General features: G+C 37.7%; 15 protein-coding genes. 4 read left to right on the forward strand and 11 right to left on the reverse strand.

Annotated features, from left to right (window positions below):
* Nucleotides 1–28: 28 nt before the first annotated feature.
* From H5089_RS10955 to H5089_RS10965, 3 genes are all read right to left on the reverse strand, one after another.
* A complete protein-coding gene (locus tag H5089_RS10955; RefSeq protein ID WP_182695306.1) occupies nt 29–2065 on the reverse strand; it encodes an FUSC family protein in 2037 nt (678 codons plus the stop codon).
* A 10-nt stretch (nt 2066–2075) separates the two neighbouring features.
* Entirely contained in the window at nt 2076–2936 is an 861-nt protein-coding gene (locus tag H5089_RS10960) for an HlyD family secretion protein (protein ID WP_024605435.1), read from the reverse strand.
* Nucleotides 2937–3104: 168 nt separating this feature from the next.
* Nucleotides 3105–3308 (reverse strand): DUF1656 domain-containing protein, encoded by a 204-nt coding sequence (locus tag H5089_RS10965; RefSeq protein ID WP_024605434.1) that lies wholly within the window; start codon nt 3306–3308, stop codon nt 3105–3107.
* A 392-nt stretch (nt 3309–3700) separates the two neighbouring features.
* Between H5089_RS10965 and H5089_RS10970 the strand changes: the two genes are divergently transcribed.
* From H5089_RS10970 to H5089_RS10980, 3 genes are all read left to right on the forward strand, one after another.
* Nucleotides 3701–4810, forward strand: coding sequence for a YjgN family protein (locus H5089_RS10970; protein WP_002958576.1), 1110 nt, complete (start codon nt 3701–3703; stop codon nt 4808–4810).
* 9 nt (nt 4811–4819) lie between these two features.
* Entirely contained in the window at nt 4820–5842 is a 1023-nt protein-coding gene (locus tag H5089_RS10975) for a M48 family metallopeptidase (protein WP_182695307.1), read from the forward strand.
* Between the two features lie 181 nt (nt 5843–6023).
* The gene (locus H5089_RS10980; protein WP_310735808.1) at nt 6024–6389 is read left to right on the forward strand and encodes a DoxX-like family protein; all 366 of its coding nucleotides are present in this window, start codon (nt 6024–6026) and stop codon (nt 6387–6389) included.
* Between the two features lie 54 nt (nt 6390–6443).
* On the opposite strand, the gene speB is transcribed toward H5089_RS10980, so the two are convergent.
* The 8 genes from speB to H5089_RS11020 form a co-directional block, all read right to left on the reverse strand.
* Nucleotides 6444–7367 carry an agmatinase gene (gene speB, locus H5089_RS10985; RefSeq protein WP_182712212.1) on the reverse strand — a complete coding sequence of 308 codons (924 nt, stop codon included), beginning with the start codon at nt 7365–7367 and terminating at the stop codon, nt 6444–6446.
* Nucleotides 7368–7370: 3 nt separating this feature from the next.
* Nucleotides 7371–9284 carry a biosynthetic arginine decarboxylase gene (gene speA / locus H5089_RS10990; protein WP_182712213.1) on the reverse strand — a complete coding sequence of 638 codons (1914 nt, stop codon included), beginning with the start codon at nt 9282–9284 and terminating at the stop codon, nt 7371–7373.
* 487 nt (nt 9285–9771) lie between these two features.
* Complete coding sequence (locus H5089_RS10995; protein ID WP_024605431.1) at nt 9772–10170, reverse strand: hypothetical protein; 399 nt, start codon at nt 10168–10170, stop codon at nt 9772–9774.
* A gap of 54 nt (nt 10171–10224) precedes the next feature.
* Nucleotides 10225–10455, reverse strand: a complete 231-nt coding sequence (locus H5089_RS11000; protein WP_024605430.1) for a hypothetical protein — start codon at nt 10453–10455, stop codon at nt 10225–10227.
* A gap of 9 nt (nt 10456–10464) precedes the next feature.
* Nucleotides 10465–10797, reverse strand: coding sequence for a YnfA family protein (locus tag H5089_RS11005; RefSeq protein WP_096794091.1), 333 nt, complete (start codon nt 10795–10797; stop codon nt 10465–10467).
* 62 nt (nt 10798–10859) lie between these two features.
* On the reverse strand, nt 10860–11729 hold the full coding sequence (locus tag H5089_RS11010) for an MYG1 family protein (RefSeq protein WP_154903389.1): 870 nt from the start codon (nt 11727–11729) through the stop codon (nt 10860–10862).
* Nucleotides 11730–11961: 232 nt separating this feature from the next.
* Nucleotides 11962–12423, reverse strand: coding sequence for a GNAT family N-acetyltransferase (locus H5089_RS11015; protein WP_002958569.1), 462 nt, complete (start codon nt 12421–12423; stop codon nt 11962–11964).
* 207 nt (nt 12424–12630) lie between these two features.
* A complete protein-coding gene (locus tag H5089_RS11020; protein ID WP_024597466.1) occupies nt 12631–14883 on the reverse strand; it encodes an EAL domain-containing protein in 2253 nt (750 codons plus the stop codon).
* A gap of 310 nt (nt 14884–15193) precedes the next feature.
* Here H5089_RS11020 and cysZ point away from each other — a divergent pair, with 310 nt between their 5' ends.
* Complete coding sequence (gene cysZ / locus H5089_RS11025) at nt 15194–15904, forward strand: sulfate transporter CysZ (RefSeq protein ID WP_182712236.1); 711 nt, start codon at nt 15194–15196, stop codon at nt 15902–15904.
* The last annotated feature ends 46 nt before the right edge of the window (nt 15905–15950 follow it).

The raw sequence follows: 15950 nt of genomic DNA on the forward strand, positions 1-15950 counted from the left end.
ATCTGAACTCGAAAAGCAGCGAATGGGGCTAATTTATCTTACTCGCACTTCTTTCAAAGGTCAGATTAATGCGAATAAACATGCCTTTTATTGCCTCTAATTGATTTGAATCGTCCACCGTCTGAGCCAATTCCCCATAAAGATTATCTGACGCTTGCTTAAACTTATTATTAAATTTGCCCTTGGTTGCCAACATAAATGCATCGGCTAATGTACGCTGCCACTCATTTAAATACTTTAGCTTTGTATTACCAGCCAAATTTTCACAAATTGAGTTTAATCGAACCGACGCATGCCCTAAATTTAGAGCGGTTAGTGCAAGATCAGTAATTACGCGTGAGTGTGAACCTTGATCGTAATTAGTTAGGCGAATTAACCTATCGGCCATGCGGCGGTTATACCAAATACTTGGGGTTGGATGGTTATTTATTTCGAGTAAATCTTTATAAGTGGCCTTAAAAACACGATGAACAAGTAATTGTACACTCGGGCCTGTGAATAACTGAAAAATCCAAAATAAAATACTCACCCCCGCAAAAATTGCCATTGCAGAGCTAAGTGTGTAATCGATTGAAAACGCAAGGCTCATATCGGTACTGGGTCTTACCAAAATCGTAAATGGGATACAAAACCCCAAGCCATATGGCAATGTTTGTTGATCAGCTAGCAGCAGTAAACCCAAAAAATAAGGCCCTGCTAATACAAGTAGCAATATTTCTAATTGCCCACCACTTTGTGATAATAAATTGAGTGCGTAAAAAATAGTTACAATAGCAGCAACCACCACGCCTACCAATAAACGCTTTATTACCACCTGTAAAATAGCTAACGGTATTCTCGCCAACATTATCGAAAATATGACCGGTAAAATCATAATTAATAATGCAGCAGAAGAACCTGTATTAATCCAAATAAATGCGCCGATAGAAAATACCAAAGCAGTTCTAAATCCAACAATAATGCCAGCTAATGGGTCGCGATATGTAAGCATACTGGGTGCATTTAATAATGTTTTATCACGCTCTTCTAACGCTCTGTATGCGCGTAGTAAAATTGTTAAGTCGGCTGCTACTTCTAAGCTCACATTGAGCATGTGAGATTCAAATGGCGAATCACACACCGTATTTGCTCTATAGTCGGTTAGCTCTTTACGCAGCGTTTTAACTTGTTCGGCGCAGTAATCAAAATCGTCAGACTCCTTAATTTGCGCAAATACGTGCTTAAGTTTACTTATTAATTTATCTAAAGTAGGTGTAATAAGGTCTTCGTGGTTTCGCTGTAGACGGCCAATTATTTGAATTAAGGCCAATAAAGAAAGTACTTTTTGCGACAACTGATTTGCAGCACGCGAGCGCCCTGGACCTTTTGGTCCTTCGTACCTTACTGCGCTGGAATCTTCGTTTATTGATCCCAATGTTGCCATAATGCCATCTATTTGCTGATGACGGTTTTCGTGCGAGCCCTTAGAATCAAGCTCAATAACTAAATAATGTAACGTTTGATTTATAACCGACCGCGCTTGTGTTTGCAGTAAATGTTTAACCTTTACAGGCCAAAATAGATGACTCACAAGCCCAGCACATACAGAGCCTATTATTATTTCGCTTACTCGCGCTTGTGCAATATCAAATATACTTTGGCTGCTCACCATTGCCGGAGTAACCATGACTAAAAGTACAATAATGGCGGCTGTTACACCGGCCATAGCAAACGCATACACAAAGTTTGCTTGGCGTACCATTGCCGATAACGCAGAGTTCACCCCCAACCATAATGCCAGTGCACCGAGCGCTAAATAAGGGTAGAGAATTAACTGAGTTAAAAGCAATATGCCAAATAAACCGCCCACTATGGTGCCTATTATTTGGCAAATTGCTTTTTCAATAACCAATCCGCTTTGCGGGCGTAATTGCAAAAATATAGCCGAGACTAACGCCCAATAAGGCCTTTCAAGATTAAGCGACATAGCAATAGTGAGCGCCATCACCATGGCTATAACGCCCTTAGTCGCAAAAATAATTGCCTGTTTTTTAGGAAAAAACAAATTTTGTAATACAACGCCCACTGTATTCCCCTTAACGTGTAGCGAGATGTATAGTGGCGGTCATTCCTGCGCTAAGCTGTGTATTTTCGGGCAATGAATCTAACTTAATATCAACAGGTATACGCTGTGATAAACGTACCCAATTAAATGTTTGTTGCACTTGCGGTAAAAGCTGACCGTTACTTTGTGTATTCGTATTTGCAATGGCTTTACCTACACTCATTACGTGCCCTGTTAATTGCTTACCACCGCTTAGAAGCGCTATTTTTGCTTTTTGATCAGGATAAATAAGCGGTATTTTACTCTCTTCAAAGTAACCCGTTACGTAAAATGAATCTGACTGAACAATAGCAAAAACAGGTGTGCCTTGAGCTACATAGTTACCTTGGCGTAAATTTAAATTAATTATTTGCCCTGATGCAGGCGCAACAATTTTAGTTCTATCAACATTTAACTGCGCAATTGTTTGCTCTGTTTTAGCTAGGTTATAATTTGCCTCAGCAATTTTAGTATTGATACGCGTTGATTCTAAAGTTTCTTCACTTATTGCCTGTTGAGTGTTTAGCTCAACACGTCTTTCGTATTTATGTTTAGCAAGTTCCCATGTATACAATGCGTTTTCTGTGTTTGCTTTACTTTTATCAAGCGCTGCTTGATAACGCTTTTTATCAACATTAAAAAGTACTTCGCCTTTTTGTACGTTTTGACCATCTTTAATATTTAAAGCAGTTACCCAACCCGACACGTCTGGAGCAACCGTGACAATATCGGCTCGAATACGCCCATCACGCGTCCAAGGAGTATGCATGTAGTCAGTCCATACCCAACGCCCAGCAAAAACCGCAGCTATAACAATCAAGATAGTAAAAGTAATACGCAGATATTTAATCATTCAATTTATCTTCCACTTAGTAATACCAACCCGCAATAATACTTGAGTAATTTGAGGGCTTAAACCTGACGCTAACTGTGTTAAAAATTTCTGATATAGAACAACTAAATAACGAAATTTTTGCCTTGTTATCGACACGGTTTTCTTGCCTCAAAATAGCTCAATTAATTAAACAGATTGGTATAAATAGACGGCGAGTGCCAAGTAACAAACAAATAGTGACACCTCAAACCAAGCCACTTTCCAAATACGGTCATGCCAATCTAGTCGATGCAAAGCAAAACGAGTCAACGCCGTTAAAATAAATGCTATTGGGAAGTAAACAATCAGCGGGCTAAACTCTAACCCCCCTAACACGACTGCTTGGAACATAATAAATATCCTAATGTTATTTAAAGCGGTGATAAAAGCTGTAAAACCTAAATAAATTTACATCCGCACTACTCTTACAATCTATTATTTTGGCATATAAATCAATTAGCTTAATTGTACGTAGGTGTGCTTAATACATAATTAATGCCATTACATTTAAGCAGCACTAAGTATGTATAGTAGCTAAATCGCATATTAATAAGCTAAAGACCCCAGTTACCAGCCAAATAAATAAACCAGCGAGGTTTATTTATAAAAAAGTATTAGAGTATTTAACTCAATATTTAAAACGCCTATTTATAGCTGTTTGCAGAAGGGTTGGATAATTATAAACATTGAATTTTGCACTAAAAATGGGTAAATTAACAAAAAAACAACATGGATATAATTTAATGGAATCAATACACCCTACCCCATCTGAAACAACCCCACCAATAAATGAACCTGCTGAACCAATTTTTAGCGGAAAAGTGCAATTTAGTGGTAAAGGTGGTGAGTTTTTTGGAATTTGGATTGTAAATATATTACTTAGCGTTATTACGCTTGGCATATATTCGGCGTGGGCTAAAGTACGTACGCATCGCTATTTTTACGGCCACACCCGTATAGATGGCCATAGTTTTGACTACCTAGCAACACCAATACAAATTTTAAAAGGTCGGATTTTAGCGGTTGTTGTATTTTTTATTTACACATTCTCAATTAGCTTTATGCCTATTTTAGGCCTATTTATTGCTCTTGGTTTTATCTTTTTAATGCCATGGATTATTAACCAAGGTTTACGTTTTAATCTGCGTATGACCCGCCATCGTAATGTTCGCTTTGCTTTTAAAGGCAGTTATGGCGAAGCCTTTGTTAACTTTATACTTTTACCTATTGCAAGCATATTTACGCTTTATTTATTAATGCCTTACGTTATAAAACGTATTGATAGTTATATCCATAGCAATATTAGTTATGGCGATAAACCACTTACTGTAAATCTTAAAGGCGAAACCTATTACCTAACAGCGCTTATTTGCTTTGTAGTGAGCTCTATCACCATGGTGGTATTTATGGGGATTTTAGGATTATTTGGCCTCAACTTAGTAGATATTGAAAACCAACAAAATTTAGAAAACTCTGCAGCGATGGTTATGCTTCCTATCTTTATGATGATTGCCTATGTGCTAATGATTGCCATTGTTTCTGCTGTATGGCACGCCGCTATTAGAAATCACATTTTTGATAACAGCCATTTTGAAGGCGTTGCTACATTTAAATCAGAGCTAAAACCAATTCCTTTCGCTGTTTTACTATTAACTAATATGTTGGCTATTGTATTTTCTTTAGGGCTTGCATACCCATGGACAAAAGTACGTACATCAAAAATGCTCGCTGATGTAACTAACGTCACTATTTATCCTGGTGCATTAAACCTAATCGATACCGCGCAAGAACAGCAATCATCATTTGCTGAAGAAGCTGCAAACGTATTTGATATTGACCTTTCTCTAACTTAAGAGCTCACCATGCATGTAAAGGGACATTTTTTCCCCATCGCATCGAGTAACTATCAAGTGTGTGTTGCCACTATTAGCGACACACACATTGAGGTTATCAACGATGAACACGTTATCGCTCGCCACGTAATCTCAAGTCTAACATTAAGTTCAGGGATGGCAGGACTTGCCGACGAATTAAACTTTGAAGATGGCAGTCGTTTTATCCCTCAAGATGTAAGTTACAGATGGCCATTTAAAGAAAATAACCATCACATAATGGAGCGCCTTGAAAAAAGTAAATGGGTAATTTTAGCCGCAGTCATATTTACACCACTTTTTATGTGGTTAGTACTTTATAAAGCGGTACCGGCCATTGCTGTTTATAGTGTTGATACCCTGCCACGTAATGTTGTGGAACAGATGGGGGAGCAAAGTTTTACACTAATTAAAAAGATTGCGCTTGACCCAAGTGAGCTGCCCGCAGAGCAGCAAACTAAAGTACAAGCACATTTTACAAGTATGCTTAATGCGTTATCGCTTGATCAATCGGTTTATAGGTTATCGTTTTATAAATCAGACAGCTTTGGTGCTAACGCGTTTGCACTACCCCATGGCCGTATCGTGGTAACCGATGATTTAGCAAATTTACTTGCCGATAAACCCAATGCACTAAAAGCGGTATTGCTACACGAAATGGGCCATGTAGTCCACCAGCATAGCGTACGTATTACAGCACAATCTGCCGCAAGTACGATTGTACTAGCAGTTGTATTTGGTGATTTAGAGGGAGTTGCAGAGGTTGCATTAGGTACGGGTGCATCGTTTGCTCAGCAAGGGTTTTCACGAGATATGGAACGCGAGGCAGATAGCTTTGCACTCACCCAATTAGAATCGCTTGGGTATTCGAGTAATGACTTTGCTGATGCAATAGAAGCGCTGCAAGAAAGCCATACCAGCGAAAACGAACACCTCGAAAAAGTAAATGACTTATTAGAGTACTTATCTAGCCACCCAAGTGCACAAGAGCGTATTGACAATGCTAGGAAATAATCGCGGTTATATTCAACTTGCTCGCTACATAGTGAGTTTAAGTTGGATATACTAATTCAATTAACTATGGGGGCTATTTTAACGTTAAATAAATCATTTAGTAACTAGGCAAAAAACTTTGTGTTTAGTGGTTCTAAATAAAAGTTTTTTAACGACGTTAGTAATTGATTTAGAACGTTAAATTGTTCAAATAGTTATTTGGGTTAGTATCATTCACGGCTTTTTCCCAAAGCTTTATCACGTAGCACCACTTGAAAAATTAATGACTGGCAGTGCTGGTTTTTCAGCCGAAGTGTCTGATTTAATTACACGTTCGGCGGGTGTTGGCGAAATTATATTTGGCTTGTGTTTATTTGTATTTTATAAAAATAAATATCTAGTAATTTTAAATGTTTTAGCATTAATTGGCCTTTTACTCGCAGTAGTTGTAATGCAGCCACAATTGCTTATTGAAGCATTTAACCCTGTAACTACTAACCTGCCGCTTATTGGGCTAAGCGTTATTTGGTTAAAAGAAATTAAGCAGTTGAATAATCGATACCTCTAAATAAAAAAGGGTATGCAAATGCATACCCTTTTTTGTAGTACTTAAATTATAGAATTAGTACTTATTGTTATGCGTCCACAAATGCAGTAATTCGCTCGCAATGGTTGCTGCAGCAATTGCGGTAAGCTCGCTTTGGTCGTACGAAGGTGATACTTCTACCACATCCATACCCACCATGTTTATGCCTTTTAGCGCACGCAGTACTTTAAGTACTTTATCTGACGTTAAACCACCACACACAGGAGTGCCTGTACCAGGCGCAAACGCAGGGTCTAAACAATCTATATCAAACGTTAAGTAAACAGGTAGGTCACCTACTCGCTCAAGTATTTGCGCTGCAATATCATTAGCATGTAAATCGTTGGCTTGCATTGCATCAATCACAGCAAACTCATGTTTACTTTGATCAAAGTCGGTACGAATACCTATTTGTATACTGTGCTCAACATCAATCAGCCCTTCCATTGGTGCATGATAAAACATAGTGCCGTGATCAAAACGCGAGCCATTGCTATAGGTATCGGTGTGCGCATCAAAATGTACTAACGCCATTTTGCCATGTATTTTTGCGTGAGCACGTAATAGCGGAAGCGTTACAAAGTGATCGCCCCCTAAACCTAATAGTGTTTTACCTTGGCGAAGTATTTGATCAGCAGCCATTTCTAGTTGCGCAGTAAAATACTCAGGATCCCCGACAGGGTAAGTAAAGTCCCCTGCGTCTGCCACTTTTAAGCGCTCAAACAACGGGAACGTCCACGGGTATTTAGTGTCTTCCCATGCTAAATGAACCGATGCACGACGAATTGCATCAGGGCCTAAGCGCGCACCAGGGCGGCCCGAGGTCGCTAAATCAAATGGTAAGCCTAAAACCACTACGTCTGCATCAATTGCATTAATGTTTTGCACCATAGGACGACGTAAAAACGTCATCCCATTTGAGTACAATGAGTGATCTGCGTGACCAAACAAAGTTGACATTGCTTATAACTCTTCTAAATAAGTGTAGCCATCAAGGCCGCTTTGCAACTCGTCTAAAACGCTTTGCTGTTCGTGTTTTTCAATTTTAGTGCTTACTAACTGCTCGTATGATTGCTGAAAACTTTCAACATCTAAATGTACATAGCGCATCATATCGGCAACAGTGTCACCTTGGTTTATCTCGGTAATACTTGCAACGCCTTGCTCATCCATATTAACAATTGCGCTGTGCGTATCGCCAAACAGGTTATGCATATCACCTAAAATTTCTTGATAAGCGCCCACCAAGAAAAAGCCCATTAAATAAGGTTTATCGGCACTAAATTCTGGTACAGGTAATGTGCTTTCAATACCTTGTCCATCTACGTAATGCTCAAGTGCGCCATCTGAATCACAGGTTATATCAAGTAATACAGCACGTTTTTTTGGTGCTTCAGTTAAGCCACTTAATGGCAATACCGGAAACACTTGATCAATGCCCCATGCATCTGGAAGCGATTGAAATAACGAAAAGTTTACAAAAAACTTATCGGCTAAACGTACGTTTAACTCGTCAATAATAGGACGATGAAAACGGTTTTTATTATCCATGTGCTTGTTGAGTTCATAACAAATACGGATATTAATTTGTTCAGCCCATGCACGTTGCGATAAATCAAGTAACCCGAGTGCAAATTGGTTATGCGCTTCAGCTAAGTCACCTTGGCTGTCGTGATAAATCTCAATTAATGCACGGTCATCCGTTAAATCAGTTAACTGTACAAACGATGCCCACATGTTTTTTAATAACAGGGGTGCATCTGCCGCTGGTGCTACTAACTCTTCTGGCATGTAACTTTCAGTACCAATAACATTAGAAATAAGCACAGCATGATGCGCCGTAAGCGCACGACCCGACTCAGAAATAATAGTCGGCATTGGTTGCTCATATTGCTTACATGTATCACCAATGGTGTACACAATGTTATTCGCATATTCAGCTAAACTGTAATTCATAGAGTTATGCGACTGGCTACGTGTGCCGTCGTAATCAACAGCTAAACCACCGCCTACATCAAGACAATCAATTTCTGCGCCTAATTTTCGTAGCTCACAGTAAAAACGCGCAGCTTCGCTTACACCTAAACGTACGTCACGAATGTTCGCCATTTGTGACCCTAAGTGAAAATGCACAAGCTGCAATAAATCAAGCTGGTTTGCGCCTTTTAAACGATTAACTACATGTAAAACTTGCGATGCGGATAAACCAAATTTTGATTTTTCGCCACCACTCGCTTGCCACTTACCTTTACCTTGCGACGCTAAACGTACACGAATACCAATGCGTGGTTTTACGTTAAGCTCTTTTGCTTGGCTAAGCACCATGTCTAGCTCAGAAAGCTTTTCAAGTACGATATACACTTTATGACCTAGCTTTTCGCCAATAAGTGCTAAACGTACGTATTCTTTATCTTTGTAGCCATTACATACAATAACAGCGCTGGTTTTTTCAGCCAGTGCTAGTACAGTTAGTAATTCAGGCTTGCTGCCTGCCTCTAAACCAAGTTGCTTTTTTTCTACTTGTGCTTGGCTTGCTACTATTTCTTCAACCACTTCACGTTGTTGGTTTACTTTTATCGGGTAAACTAATAGATAGTCTTTAGGGTAACCATAGTTTTCAATCGCAGTATTAAATGCGCCGCATAAGCTGTGTACACGATGGTGTAAAATTTGCGGAAAACGAACTAAAGCAGGTAAGCTTAAACCTTTATCTTGTAGTTGCTTTGCGATATCTGTTAATGCAATGGTTTGCTCTGGTGCATGAGCCTTGGGCGCAACATACACATCACCTTGATCATTAATACCAAAAAAACCTTGGCTCCAATGACGAACATTGTAGCTCGTACGAGCTTGTTCTAGTGATGTTGTCTCTTTCATTTATCTTTCTCTTTTGTTTAATTAATGCCGACTCGGCTAGTGCCGCGCATTAAAAGAAAAATAGAGATTCAAGTCCAACAAGTATTTTTGCTCGTAACGAGTGATTTTTGATGATAAAAAAATAACCAAACAACTATTGCCCGCTAGCATATATAAAACAGGACTTTGATGATTTTTAAAGATAAGAAAAGTTATAAAAAATGGCTGTTTTTAAATGACTCATTATAAATTTTATTAGCAAAAATGAGTTAGCTCATTCAATAAAATTCATCTTGAGTTACTTTGTTTATAAAATTTACTTTTGATGGATTAGAGTAAGGTGTTCTCAACACCTCAAATTACTGCTATTTAGCCAACGTGTTGTGACCAAGTATTACCTATGTATTCTGCAAAGTGAATAAAAACTGCACGTCAAAAACGCTTAGCATACATCCACCAGCACCAATAACCGCACACAACTACTTATGAGTATTGTATAACTGACTCTTTATTTAACTATTATTGGCTTTTTATCTATCTCTGTCATATTTTCAACCGTAGATAAACCATACCCACCAAACAGTAAAGTCGTAGTAATTAACCTCAACTTGTAAGTATTGCCTATTGTAGATAATTTATGTGGACTAACTTTCCAGAGTTTTTTATAGTCATTTGCATTTACATAAAAGGCCGTATTATTATCAGCTAAAGTAACTACTTTATTTCTTAAAATAACAGTTTCAAGAAAGTGTCTAAAACATGTATTTTTATCAATAAAAACAAATACAATTTCACCTTCAATACATTTTTGCTGCAGGGGTTTTGGTAGTCTATAAATTAAAAATGCAAAAAATAGGAAACTAGCTGCTATAAATATAAAAATAATCACAAGGTATAATATATTCAATCTTTTATTCCATTAAAATATGAGTGCTGGTTTGGTATTACAATTTGCGATGTTTTAATAAGGGTAAGGTAGCCATTCCTGCCAATTAAAACTTTCGCTATACATTTCATCAACTATATCCATATACTCAGATTTTGTAGCTAGGAGGTACGCTTGCCTCTCTTTTGGGCTCATATAAGCAAGCCAATAAGGGAGATAACCTGGGTAGTCTACCCCAAACATATCTTCAAAAAATCGGCTTTCAGGAAGCTCAAGGGTAATTTCATTATGAGTAAGCTTTGGCATGCATTTGAATTAAATAGACTTTGGGGCGAACATAATTATTGCCATACCTAGCAGTGCTACTAAACCACCGATAATATCCCACATAGTAAGCTTTACGCCATCTACAACCCATAACCATAATAGCGCAACGCAAATATATACGCCGCCATAAGCTGCATATACACGTCCGGCAGCAGTAGGGTGTAAAGATAGCAACCATGCAAATAGTGCCAAACTTAAAGCCGCAGGAATTAAAAGTAAAATGCTTTTATCTTGTTTTAGCCAAAGGTAGGGCAAATAGCACCCCACTATTTCAGCTAAGGCTGTAATAATAAAAAGTGCGATTGTTTTTAATTCAAACATAATGCTCCGCGCAAAAATAACAAGCATAACAATCTATATAAATTGTTATGCTTAGTGCGTTGTTATTCGCTAAGCGCCATAGTGGCAAGTTTCATTGTGCTTTCAAACGACTTGGTACCCGCTATAAATAAACCATTATGGCAAAACACTGCGTCATCAATACCTGTTTCATCTACGAACGCTTGATCAGATAAACCAGACCATGCTTTAGGAAGCGGTTTTCTATCTTCAAACGAGCCAGGCTCAACGGGTACTGTTTGTAATATCCATTGCCCAGAATGCGATGGGTAAACCATGTATAGCGCCTCACTTGATAAAATATGCACTGTTTTTTTCCACGGTGTGTACTTTTCAAGCACGATTACTCTGGCATCGTCTGCATTTTCAATTGCTCTGGCGACAATCTCTTTTGCATTAACACTACCGTGAGCTGAGGCGATAAAACGAATGAGCATACGTGCTGCAAATTCAACGGCTTCATCAAAACAGGTATCAAAGTTACTTTCTTCTTCCCATGTAGGGTTAAACATTGAAATTGTTTGGCTCAAGCTTATCCCTTTTGATACACCTTCAACATGACCACAATCAATGGCGTCAATAGTTGAAACTAAACCTGAATCCACTCTATCAGCAACGGCCTGGTTATCATCACACAGTGCTAAGCCGTATTTTTTCCACACTAAACCAAATGATGAAAAAGGAATGCCATTTTCTCGCTCGCCTGCACCACCACGTTGATGATGATCAAAGCGATTAGTTTCAGGATCGTATTCCCCACCTACATCTATTACGTAGTCGGCACTTTCTATAAGCGCTTTATCGCGTGTGCGTACCAATTTAAACGTTGGCAAAACATGTTTAAGTACCGCAATACTAAAAACGTCATCTGCATGAAAATTACCATTGTGGGTTACTACTGTTATTTCGCTCATTTGTTTATTGCTACTTTTAGAAAAGATAAAAATTCTCGCTTTGTAAGTTAGTCACTAATTATCGAGGCAGATTTTATACGAAGACAGGTGTTAAAAACAGTGAAGTATTTTTGCATCACTATAAAAGCTGCTTTTATAGTTACTAGTTTGAGTATGACTTTTATTACAAGATAATAATGAAGGCAGATATTTACGACACATTAAGCTTTAACATGTCGCAGCGTTAATGAACTTATTTACTAAGCCCTAATTCCATAAAAACACTTTGTGGATTATCTACATATGAGCCAAAACTGCTACAGCGTTTAAAGCCTAAATTTTCATATAAATTGATTGATTTTATTTGTTTTGGGCCTGTTTCTAAGCGTATTAACGGGATTTGTTTTTCGCCAGCTTGATGCAATAAAATCTGCATAATACGTCTTGATAGCCCTTTACCACGATGACTTGGTTTTACATATAAACGTCTTATTTCGCCGTAAGGCTGGGTATCAAATTTCTCTACAATCGCACCGCAGGCAATAATACCTTCTTCAGTTTTTAAACCAATAGCGTACACATTAGGTAAGGTTAATTCGTTTAACTCCAGAGACTGTGCGGTAGCCACAGGATATAAAGAATTTATAAGTCGGTCTATATCATCAAATACATTTACCACGTCGGGATCATTCGGGTTCAAATCGACTAACTGCATAAAGCTTCCATTCATTGTTATAAGTTTATTAAGCTTTAAATAATATATTTAAGCGGTCATAGCTTAGCATTGTTTAATTAAAAAATCTTTACTCCTTATTTAGCATATGGGTTATGACATTTCACCAGCTAAAAGAGCAAAAGTGGCCTAGCAAGTGTATAAATTTTGCTAAATTATTACTAATTAATAAATAGTAGTGTTCAAGTATTATTGCGCATTAGTATTAGCGCTATGCCATTTTGCATAGCCTTCTTTATCCATCGGCCTTGCAATTAAGTAGCCTTGCATGGCGTCAATATTCATTTTTTTAAGTAAGTCATATTGTTCTGTTGTTTCTACGCCCTCTGCAACTACCTCTAAGTTTAAGCTTTTTCCTAAACTGATAATTGTTTGCGCAATATTAAAGCCAACCGTGCTATCTAAAATTTTATCAATAAAGCTTTTATCTATTTTTAATTCTTTAACAGGAAACGCACTTAAGTACGCTAAGCAGGAGTAACCGGTTCCAAAATCATCAATCGAAAATAAAAAGCCAGCGGCAATGAGTTCTTTCATTTGCCTAATTGTATAATCTATATCGCTTGAGAGCATTGACTCGGTTATTTCTAACTTAATTTGCTGTGCTCGAATATCAAATTTATTGATAGTGCTAAACAGCTCTCCTTTTAAATTTGATGAATTAAACTGGCTTTGGCTAATATTAATTGAAACACTAAACGAGTCGTCAATTATGTTATCTGCTTTAAGTTCGTTTATTAAAATACATATATCATGTAAAACAATATTTTGTAGTTTTTGAATAAGCCCGTATTGCTCTGCAATTGGTATAAATTCGTTTGCCGCTATTAACCCTTTTTGAGGATGGTTCCACCTAATGAGTGCTTCAGCACCAATAACATCACCATACGTATTTACCTGAGGCTGAAAATAAGCACAAAACTCATCAGATGCAATCGCCCTGACTATATCGGTTTCTAGTTCAGTTTGTTTTTCAAGCAGTGTTTGTAAGGCTGGATCGTAAAAGCTACTGCTATTCCCCCCTTTATTTTTAGAACGATACATAGCCGTGTCTGCAAATTTTAATATATTGCCTGCCTGCGCATTTACGCTATCAATTAGACAAATACCTATGCTGCAGCTTACTTGAAATGCAAGGTTGCCCACTTCAAATTTATCATGAAAAGCTCTTTGAATCTCTTTGGCTACTATTTTGCACTCGATGCTCGCCTGCTGTGTATTTTCTCCAACGTGTTTTAGTAAAATAATAAACTCATCGCCACCCGCTCTGGCCAACGTATCAGAGCCTTTTATTATTGCGCTTAACCTTTTTGATAATTCCACAAGTACTTCATCACCCGCACTGTGCCCAAGTGAATCATTAATACGCTTAAAATTATCTAGGTCTAAAAATAATAACGCCCCTATATTTTTATCACGCTTAACACTCTCCACACACATGCTTAATTTGTCGCTAAGCATTCTTCTATTTGGAAGATTCGTTAATGGGTCGTAAAAAGCAAGCTTATGTACTTCTTGTTCGGCCTTTTTCTTTATTGAAATATCTCTGGCCATCCATACTACGTGCCTTTTTGTAGGACTATTGGGGTGGTAATGATCTAATGCAGCAGCCCTGCCTTCAAAAACTATATTCCCCTTTGGTACAGCTAATTCATATTCAAAAATTTGCGTCTCGTTAGTCGAGAGTGTTTTTTTAATAACGTCCATTATCATTTGTGCATCGTCTTGGGAGAGCAGATCCTTAACACTTTGACCAATAAGGTCCTTGCTTGAATCAAGCAGTAACTCATTAGAGGTACCATACACATCGGTATAAATTCCCTCTTCACTTAAAATAAGAATGAGATCAGGCATTACCTTAGTGAAGGCTTTAAACTTTTCATTACTTTGCTGTAAATTCGCGAGCAGCTGTTTTGCTTTGTTAAATTCGTTACTTTTTTCAAGAGCGATACTAGAAAAGTGCACAAAAAAATCGATTAACTCTAAGTCTTGCTTTGATGGTGATTTAGGAGTGCTGTGATAGATAGCAAAGGTGCCTAATAAATCGGCTTGAGTTGAAAAAATAGGCGTTGACCAACATGACTTAAGACCAAACTTTAGTGCTAAGTCTTTAAAGTCCTCCCACAGCGGTGAAGTTTCGATATTTTCAACAATAGTGCGCGATTTCGAAAATGCAGTAGTACCACATGAGCCCACTTTTGGCCCTATATAGACTCCATTAAGCAAACTACAGTACTCTGGATGAATATTAGGAGCTGCGCAATGAAAAAGCTGCTGGCCTTTAACTGATAAGATTGAACACCTAGCGGATTCATCATCAATAATCTGCTCGATTGATGAACAAATTTCAGTAAGCACCTCACTTAAAGGTACCCCTAATGCAATTTTAGATAAAATGCCTTGCTGGTGAGATAATAACTTTTTTAACCTATCCGTACCCATTTTCCTTTACCCGTATTATTTATACACATTGAAACAACAAAAGCTTTAATCAAGCGCTTTTTTCTTACGCAGTAAAGTTCAGTATAGTCATGATTAGTAAGTTTTTTATTTTATTGGCAAAAAATAATCGGGCCTGTCTAAAATAATCATAGTTGCATATTACTGAACACCTATTGTTACTATATAAACAAAACCACAATATTAAAGCTAACACTTTGTTACTTAAAAGTACTGTTCAAAATTTTTAAGCTATTTATACTATAAGTAATGGTAAATATTTTTTGAGGTTACAGTGCAGATCACACAAGGTATGGAATACTTTTTTTCGGGGTTTAAATTAATTAGCCAAAAAGGGCTAAAGCGTTTTGTCCTTATTCCGCTATTAATTAATATTTTGCTGTTTGGTAGCTCGCTGTTTTTTTTAGTTGGCTGGTTAAGTGATAGTTTTAGCTACATAAACAACATGCTCCCCGAGTGGTTAAACTGGTTAGAGTGGCTAATGTGGCCTATTGCTGTATTAGTTGTTTTGTTTAGCTATAGTATGCTCTTTACAGTTATCACTAATTTTATTGCAGCCCCTTTCAATGCGCTCTTGAGTGAAAAAGTTGAGCTTTACCTAACAGGTCAAAAAATTAACGATGACGGCTTTGCCGAACTAGTTAAAGATATACCTCGCATGCTTGCCCGTGAGTGGACAAAACTATGCTACTACCTTCCTCGCGCAATTGGCTTTTTTATATTGTTATGGGTTTTACCGGTCATTGGTCAAATACTATGGGTGTTATTTACTTGTTGGATGTACGCAGTTCAATACGAAGACTATGCGTTTGATAATCATAAAATTGACTTTAAGCAAATGAAAGACGATTTAAAATCTAAGCAAGGTTTGTCATACGGATTTGGTTTTGCTGTTATGCTGTTAACTGCTATCCCTTTTATAAACTTAATAGTTATGCCAGTCGCAGTGTGCGGTGCAACACGTTTATGGGTAGATAACTATCGTCCAAAATATCGCAGTTAATTAAAAGGTTGCTGACTTTTCAATATTCGAAGGACACCGCCTTCTA

The sequence above is a fragment of the Pseudoalteromonas sp. SR45-1 genome, assembly GCF_014163655.1.
In the GTDB taxonomy this organism is placed as follows: domain Bacteria; phylum Pseudomonadota; class Gammaproteobacteria; order Enterobacterales; family Alteromonadaceae; genus Pseudoalteromonas; species Pseudoalteromonas distincta.

What these genes read in the sequence shown, in the direction of transcription:
- H5089_RS10975 (WP_182695307.1), top strand. Translation starts at nt 4,820, where the DNA reads ATGCATGTAAAGGGACATTTTTTCCCCATCGCATCGAGTAACTATCAA.
- H5089_RS10960 (WP_024605435.1), bottom strand. Translation starts at nt 2,936, where the DNA reads ATGATTAAATATCTGCGTATTACTTTTACTATCTTGATTGTTATAGCT.
- H5089_RS10970 (WP_002958576.1), top strand. Translation starts at nt 3,701, where the DNA reads ATGGAATCAATACACCCTACCCCATCTGAAACAACCCCACCAATAAAT.
- H5089_RS11010 (WP_154903389.1), bottom strand. Translation starts at nt 11,729, where the DNA reads ATGAGCGAAATAACAGTAGTAACCCACAATGGTAATTTTCATGCAGAT.
- H5089_RS11000 (WP_024605430.1), bottom strand. Translation starts at nt 10,455, where the DNA reads ATGCCAAAGCTTACTCATAATGAAATTACCCTTGAGCTTCCTGAAAGC.
- cysZ (WP_182712236.1), top strand. Translation starts at nt 15,194, where the DNA reads ATGGAATACTTTTTTTCGGGGTTTAAATTAATTAGCCAAAAAGGGCTA.
- H5089_RS11005 (WP_096794091.1), bottom strand. Translation starts at nt 10,797, where the DNA reads ATGTTTGAATTAAAAACAATCGCACTTTTTATTATTACAGCCTTAGCT.
- speB (WP_182712212.1), bottom strand. Translation starts at nt 7,367, where the DNA reads ATGTCAACTTTGTTTGGTCACGCAGATCACTCATTGTACTCAAATGGG.
- H5089_RS11020 (WP_024597466.1), bottom strand. Translation starts at nt 14,883, where the DNA reads ATGGGTACGGATAGGTTAAAAAAGTTATTATCTCACCAGCAAGGCATT.
- speA (WP_182712213.1), bottom strand. Translation starts at nt 9,284, where the DNA reads ATGAAAGAGACAACATCACTAGAACAAGCTCGTACGAGCTACAATGTT.
- H5089_RS10965 (WP_024605434.1), bottom strand. Translation starts at nt 3,308, where the DNA reads ATGTTCCAAGCAGTCGTGTTAGGGGGGTTAGAGTTTAGCCCGCTGATT.
- H5089_RS11015 (WP_002958569.1), bottom strand. Translation starts at nt 12,423, where the DNA reads ATGCAGTTAGTCGATTTGAACCCGAATGATCCCGACGTGGTAAATGTA.